At 59.9% G+C, this 6118-nt stretch carries 5 protein-coding genes and 1 pseudogene; all 6 read right to left on the bottom strand.

The features are described 5' to 3' along the window. A partial coding sequence (locus AB4043_RS16810; protein WP_442307573.1) for an NADH-quinone oxidoreductase subunit J family protein occupies positions 1-419 on the bottom strand: 419 nt, incomplete at its 3' end. 69 nt (positions 420-488) lie between these two features. Then, a complete protein-coding gene (nuoH, locus tag AB4043_RS16805; protein ID WP_442299861.1) occupies positions 489-1538 on the bottom strand; it encodes an NADH-quinone oxidoreductase subunit NuoH in 1050 nt (349 codons plus the stop codon). Positions 1539-1559: 21 nt separating this feature from the next. Continuing rightward, entirely contained in the window at positions 1560-3959 is a 2400-nt protein-coding gene (locus AB4043_RS16800; RefSeq protein WP_442299432.1) for a molybdopterin-dependent oxidoreductase, read from the bottom strand. Between the two features lie 19 nt (positions 3960-3978). Continuing rightward, a pseudogene (locus tag AB4043_RS16795) lies at positions 3979-4989 on the bottom strand (complex I 51 kDa subunit family protein); the annotation flags it as partial. Beyond that, entirely contained in the window at positions 4989-5498 is a 510-nt protein-coding gene (locus tag AB4043_RS16790; RefSeq protein WP_442299434.1) for an NADH-quinone oxidoreductase subunit NuoE family protein, read from the bottom strand. The gene AB4043_RS16790 and the pseudogene AB4043_RS16795, both read right to left, overlap by 1 nt. A 142-nt stretch (positions 5499-5640) precedes the next feature. Beyond that, positions 5641-5940, bottom strand: a complete 300-nt coding sequence (locus tag AB4043_RS16785) for a transcriptional regulator (RefSeq protein WP_442299435.1) — start codon at positions 5938-5940, stop codon at positions 5641-5643. Between the last annotated feature and the right edge of the window lie 178 nt (positions 5941-6118).

The raw sequence follows: 6118 nt of genomic DNA, 5'->3' as shown, positions 1-6118 counted from the left end.
GTGAAGAGCAGCGAGCTGATCTGGGAGATGTTGGAGGTTGCTTCATCCAGCGAGCCGCCGAGATGCGAGACGCCAAGCTTATGGCCCTCGCTCAGGAAGACAAAGCTCAGCAGGCAGAAGATGGCCGCAGCTCCGGGGAAGCCGGCGATGGAGGCGATCTTCGACCCCTTGGTTCGTTCTTCTTCCCCGGCGTTGAGAAGCATGATGACAAAGACAAACAGCACCATGACCGCGCCGGAGTAGACGATGATCTGTGCCGCGGCCAGAAACTCCGCTCCCAGCGACCAGTACAGCACCGCCAGCGACATCATCACCACCACCAGCGACAGCGCCGAATTGATCGGGTGACGCTGCAGCAGAAGGTTCAGCGCGGCCAGTACCGCCAGTCCGCCGAAGATTAGGAAGAGTGCAAGATGCATGATCGTATCGACTAACTCATTCTCACGAGCCGCGCGGGTTACCGGCTCACTCCAACCGCGGAGATCAACCTAACTTCTCAGCGCCATGATCAGGCTGGTGGCCAGAATGTTGGCCATCGCCAGAGGCAGCAGAAACTTCCAGCCGAAGCTCATCAACTGGTCATAGCGGAAGCGCGGCAGTGTCGCGCGCACCCAGATGTACAGGAACAGGAAAGCGAAGACTTTTGCGACAAACCAGAAGATCGGCAGGACCGCCTGCAGCCAGGCCGGACCGAAGGCGGGCAGCCAGCCTTCGAAGGGGCTCGATGCGCCACCGAAGAAGAGCAGGGTCGCGACGCAGGAGACAGTCAGCATGTTGGCGTATTCGGCCATGAAGAACATTGCGAACTTCATCGACGAATACTCTGTGTGATAGCCGGCGACCAGCTCCGACTCGGCCTCAGGAAGATCGAAGGGAGCGCGGTTGGTCTCAGCGTATGCGGCCATGAGGTAGATGAAGAAGCCGACAAACTGTAGACCGCCGAAGAAGTTCCACGACAGGAAGCCGTGACCGATCTGTGAGTTCACGATGTCGCGAAGGTTCAGCGAGCCCGCGCGCAGCACCACACCCACTAGAGAGAGGCCCAGGGCCAGCTCGTAGCTGATGACCTGCGACGAAGCGCGCAACGAACCCATCAGCGAGTACTTGTTATTCGAGGACCACCCCGACAGCGCAATGCCGTAGACACCGATCGAGGTGATACCCAGGATCACCAGAAGGCCGATGTTGACGTTCGAAACCTCGAAGATATCGACGCCCCGGATCTTGAAGGTTTGACCAAAGGGAACCACGGCGACCGAAACGAGAGCGCAGGCCAGCGCGATGACGGGAGCGGCAACGAAAAGCGGACGCTCGACCGACATCGGCATCAGGTCTTCTTTGAGGAAGAGCTTGATACCGTCAGCCAGCGGCTGCAACAGTCCGAACGGCCCCACGCGGGAGGGTCCCCAGCGATTCTGAATGCGGCCGATCACCTTACGCTCCAGCAGCACGGTATAGGCCACCGCCGTCAGCGTGATCACCAGCACCACGGCGATCTTGATGATCGTGATTAGTACGAAGAGTTGAAAGTCTGACAAGTGCACTTGGTTTCGTCTCTCTTAGTCCGCAGCCGTAGGTGTAGCTTCCTGGCTGTACTTGCCGTGAAGCTGGGTAAGTTTCTCCGAGTAACGGCCAAGTGTGCCGGAGGTAAACAGGGTGTCATTGGCCGGAAGCACCAGGTCACGGCGGTTAGCATCGCCGTCGATCTGTATCAGCTCGTTCTTGTTGACCCGTGGTTCGACGTGCTGGTCATTGCCGCTGAGCAACTGCAGGCGAAGCAGGCTGCCATAGCCTGGCACCAGACGGTGAATCTCGTCCAGGATGGCGAATGGATCGAACGGCGAGAGCTTCGGCTCCATGTTGTTGGCCGAGAGCCAGACTGCATGGCGATCCGCCTCGCCCGACTGGGCTCCGCGGGTCTGTCCGAAGTCGGCGCGCAGACCGTTGCCGAAGGGCACCAGCGTTTGGACCTTATGATCCATCTTGTCGGCGATGCGCACGATGATCTCGAAGTCCGAACGAACGCCGGCCTTATCCGCAGCTTTGCTGACGAGCTGCAGGTCACCGTAGCTGTTGGTCACCGAGCCCGACTTCTCATACAGGTTTGCTGCCGGCAGAACCACATCGGCAAGAACGGCCGTCTCGGTCAGGTACATATCCTGTACCACCAGGAAGGTATTCTTCAACGTTGCCGGATCGATCGAGTAGCGGGCGACAGGGTTCGCTCCAACCACGTAGAGAGCTTCGAGCTCACCGGTCGCTGCCGCGTCGAACTGCTGCAGCAGATCCAGGCCTTTAGCAGCAGGGAAGTGATCGCCGTATTCGGTGGCGAACTCCTTCGGCTGCATCCACGGGGTGTAACCCGGCAAAAGGTCAGGCAGCAGGCCCATGTCGGCCGCGCCACGTGAGTTCACGTAGTCCGAGAGCAGGGCAACCTTCGCATTGGGCAGCGAGAGAGCAAACTGTACCAGCTTCTCAAGATCGGTACCGCGCAGCTCGTTGCCGATCAGGACCAGGAGGCTCTCCTCGCCCTTCACCGCGTCGCGGAAGGCTGCAACCGCATTGAGGTCGGCTGCTGCTGCCTGTGCCGCTGCGTCGTCACCATTGAGATATGCAGCCAGCGAGCCGTAGCCGAGGTCGGTTACCTGCAGGAAGGCCTTGGCCTGACGGCGAAGCTTGATCGGCGCGTGGTTCGCAACGTAGATGCGGGCCTTGTTCAGGCGTACATCCGTACGCAGATTCCATGCGGTCAGCGGGTTCTGGTTCGTCGGATCGCCGCCGACCAGAAGCACAGCCTTGGCGGTGGTAGTGTCGCGCTGCGATGCCGTCTTGCCACTGGTGCCGCTCAGAGCGCGGGCGAAGGTGGTGTAGTCAGCGGTGCGGTGATGATCGATATTGGCGGTGCCGAGCACGCTGCGGGCAAACTTCTGCAGCAGGTACGCCTCTTCGTTGGTAATACGGTTCGATCCGATGACGCCGAGTCCGTGGCCGCCTTTGCTGTCGCGCACTTCTTTGAACTTCTTGCCGACAACCGTCAGCGCCTCTTCCCAGGAGACGGGCTTCAGCTTGCCGTCGGCCTGGCGAACCAGCGGCTGTGTCAGACGCTCTTCGTGATTGGCGAAGTCGAAGGCGAAGCGGCCCTTGGCGCAGAGGAAGTCGTTATTGATGCCGGAGCGGTCACGGTTATCGCCGCGAACGATCTCCATACCATCCGACGAGCGGCGAACACCGAGTGTCGTCTTACAGCCGTCGCCGCAGTGCGTGCAGACAGTGCCGACGTGGTTCATCTCCCACGGACGGGTCTTGTAGCGATACGAATCCGAAGTTAGCGCACCGACTGGGCAGGCATCGATACACATGCCGCACTCTTCGCAGTCGAGCTGTTGCATGCCGGTAGAGGATTCGCTTGCCGGGATATTCGGAGCGATCACCGCAGAGGAGCCGCGGTTCTGGATACCCAGAGCGAAGACATCCATACCCTCGCCGCACATACGCACGCAGCGGTAGCAGAGAATACAACGCGGACGGTCGAAGTACACGGCCGGTGACCACTTCTGCTCTTCGCGGTGGTTCTTCGGCTCGGTATAGAAGCTCTCGGCCGCACCGTACTTGAAGGTCATGTCCTGCAGCTCGCACTCGCCGCCGGCATCGCATACCGGGCAATCGAGCGGGTGATTGCCAAGCAGGAGCTGGATGGTCGCCTTGCGGGCCTGAGCGATCTCAGGTGTTTCGGTCTGCACCACCATGCCCTCGGTTACCGGCGTGGTGCAAGCCGTCTGCAGCTTCGGCATCTTCTCAATGCGAACCACGCACATGCGGCAGGCAGCCTGCAGCGAGAGACCCGGGTAGTAGCAGAAGGCAGGAATCTCGATGCCCGCAGTCTTGCAGGCGTCGATCAGCAGCGTCCCCGCCGGAGCGGTGAGCTGTTTGCCGTCGACAATGAAATTTACGTCTGGCATTCCTTCAGTCCTCTAGTGGAGCGAACTCAACCATGGAAACCGTCTCGTCCAGGACAACAATGCCGCCCGAGCCGAGCATCGTGCCGGCCTTGCCCATCTGGTCGAAGTCGAGACCGACATCGAGCTCATCCGCCTTCAGCACCGGGCAGCTCGAGCCACCGGGAACCACGGCCTTCAGCTTGCGTCCGCCTTTGACGCCACCGGCGACCTCGTAGATGGCCTTCTTCAGGTTGTAGCCCATGGGCAGTTCGTAGATGCCAGGCCGCTCGACATGGCCGCTGATACCGAAGAGACGCGTTCCGCCATTACGCTCGGAGCCGACCTTGGCGTACGGCTCGCCACCCATCAGCAGGATGTGAGGAGCGCTGGCGATGGTCTCGGCATTGTTGATGACCGTCGGTCCACCATACAGACCCACGACAGCAGGGAACGGAGGCTTGATCCGCGGCACACCGCGCTTGCCTTCAAGCGACTCCATCAGAGCCGACTCTTCGCCCACTTCATAGGCGCCGGCGCCGGTCTGCGTGACGATATCGAAGTCCACGCCTTCTTTGCCGAAGATGTTCTTGCCGAGGAAACCCTTCGCGTAGGCATCGGCAACAGCCTTCTCCACGATCTTCAGCAGGTAGCGGTACTCACCGCGCAGATAGATGAAGCCCATCTTCGCGCCGATGGCGAGACCCGCGATCATGGTGCCTTCAATGACAGCGTGCGGATCGTGCAGGAAGATGACGTGGTCTTTGCAGGTTCCGGGCTCGGACTCGTCACCGTTCACCAGAACGTACTTCGGCTTCTCGCTCTGTTTCGGCACGAAGCTCCACTTCATGCCGGTGGGGAAGCCCGCGCCACCGCGGCCGCGAAGGCCGCTGGCCTTCATCTCATTGATGACCCATTCGGCGCCTTTTTCAATCGCCATCTGGACCGCCTTATAGCCGTCCAGTTCCAGGTACTTCTCGATGTCCGCAGCGCCGGCGCCGAAACGGCGGGAGATGATCTTTACTTCATCCGGGTGGGAGACAAGGGTAGGCATTACTTCACGTCCTTTCCACGACCGGCAGCGTAGTCATCCAGAATCTGGTCGACCTTCGCGGGAGTCAGGTCCTCGTGGAAGTCATAGTTCACCTGCATGGCAGGAGCCCAGCAGCAGGCTCCGATGCACTCCACCTCTTCCAGGGAGAAGAGCTTGTCGGAAGTGACTTCCTTGTGGCCTATGCCCAGTTTGGCTTTGCAGTGATCCAGGATCTCGTACCCGCCACGCAGCATGCAGCTGATGTTGGTACAGACCTGCACGTTGTACTTGCCGGCCGGCTTGGTGCGCAGCATGGAGTAGTAGCTGAGAACATTGCGCACGTCCAGCTCGAACAGGTCCAGACGCTGCGCGATCTCATGCACGACGGCGTCGGAGACGTAGCCGACCTCGTCCTGTGCGTACAACAGCATGGGGATCAGCGCCGAACGCTTGACCGGATACAGCGTCACCAGCTTGTCAAAGCGGGCGGCCAGCTCAGGCGAAAAGATCGTGTTGGTGACAGCGCTCATACACTCCAGGAACCAGCAGAAATTCAGTTTTGTGATCACGGCAATCCGCCGGTCACGTCTTATCGTCAGGGCAGGGCTTTGGCCATGCCGTTAACGTCAGCGGCGAAAAACCGCTTGAGGTTCTACCACTTCGGGGCAAACCCTAGGATACCGCGAACATCTCCCGCGCAAGCCGTTCTGCCGCGTGGTCCATCTCTTCCGTTACATCGGCGTACTGCACTGTGCCGTCTTCCTGCAGGGCGAAGTGAAGCTTGCCGCAATCGTCGCGTTCCATGTCGCTGGCGGTGAAGCGAAGCCAGCGATCATTGACGCGTACCAGAATCACCTCCGGGCCAACTTCAACCACGGCGTGATGCTTGCTGTTCAGCCCATGGGCGGCGCAATAGGTGCGCAACAACGACGCCCATGAGGTCCAAAGTTCGGTATGGAGACGTTCATCCATCTCTACACCATGCTCAACAACTGCTCATTGGTAACGGGGCCAAGAACATCGCGATCATCGCCATACATGTCCGTCTCCCCACTGAGCCACAACACTTCAAACTCTTTGCCGATCGACTTCTGATCGGTTGTTCCGATGTACTCTCCGGATTCGTTCACCAGCCAGACGGTATTCTTTC

Origin of the sequence: Terriglobus sp. YAF25 (assembly GCF_052113305.1) — a bacterium.
In the GTDB taxonomy this organism is placed as follows: Bacteria; Acidobacteriota; Terriglobia; order Terriglobales; family Acidobacteriaceae; genus Terriglobus.
Note: the sequence above shows the minus strand (reverse complement) of the source record. Positions and strands in the feature narration are given on the sequence as shown.

Coding starts and splice junctions, on each gene's coding strand:
- AB4043_RS16790 (WP_442299434.1), bottom strand. CDS start 5,498: ATGAGCGCTGTCACCAACACGATCTTTTCGCCTGAGCTGGCCGCCCGC.
- AB4043_RS16785 (WP_442299435.1), bottom strand. CDS start 5,940: ATGGATGAACGTCTCCATACCGAACTTTGGACCTCATGGGCGTCGTTG.
- AB4043_RS16800 (WP_442299432.1), bottom strand. CDS start 3,959: ATGCCAGACGTAAATTTCATTGTCGACGGCAAACAGCTCACCGCTCCG.